The 546-nt window shown below is 57.3% G+C and carries 1 protein-coding gene; it reads left to right on the top strand.

Annotated features, from left to right (window positions below):
* Positions 1 to 546 (top strand): GDP-mannose 4,6-dehydratase (locus EOD15_RS35295; protein ID WP_127409386.1); only part of this gene is annotated, 546 nt, incomplete at both ends.

The raw sequence follows: 546 nt of genomic DNA on the forward strand, positions 1-546 counted from the left end.
GGATACGACGTTGTCGCGCTGGACAATTTCCACACCGGCAAAAGATACAATCTCAATACCCTTCTGCGTAATCCGAGCTTCACCTGCATCGAGCATGACATCGTCGATGCACTGCCTTCGGATCTTCAGTGCGACGAGATCTACAATCTCGCCTGCCCCGCCTCTCCGCCGCACTACCAGGCAGACCCGATCCACACCTTCAAGACAAGCGTGCTTGGATCGCTGAACCTTCTGGAACTCGCGCGACAGAACAAGGCCAAGATATTCCAGGCCTCTACGTCCGAAGTCTATGGCGATCCCTTCGTGCATCCACAGCCCGAGAGCTACTTCGGCAACGTCAACACGCACGGACCGCGTTCCTGCTATGATGAAGGCAAGCGCTCGGCCGAAACCCTGTTCTTCGATTATTCGAGAACCTATGGCCTCGATATCCGTGTCGCCCGCATTTTCAACACCTACGGGCGCCGCATGCAGCCCGACGATGGGCGTGTGGTTTCGAACTTCATCGTCCAGGCGCTGCGCGGCGAGGACCTGACCGTCTATGGC

The organism is Mesorhizobium sp. M7A.T.Ca.US.000.02.2.1 (genome assembly GCF_003996995.1).
In the GTDB taxonomy this organism is placed as follows: domain Bacteria; phylum Pseudomonadota; class Alphaproteobacteria; order Rhizobiales; family Rhizobiaceae; genus Mesorhizobium.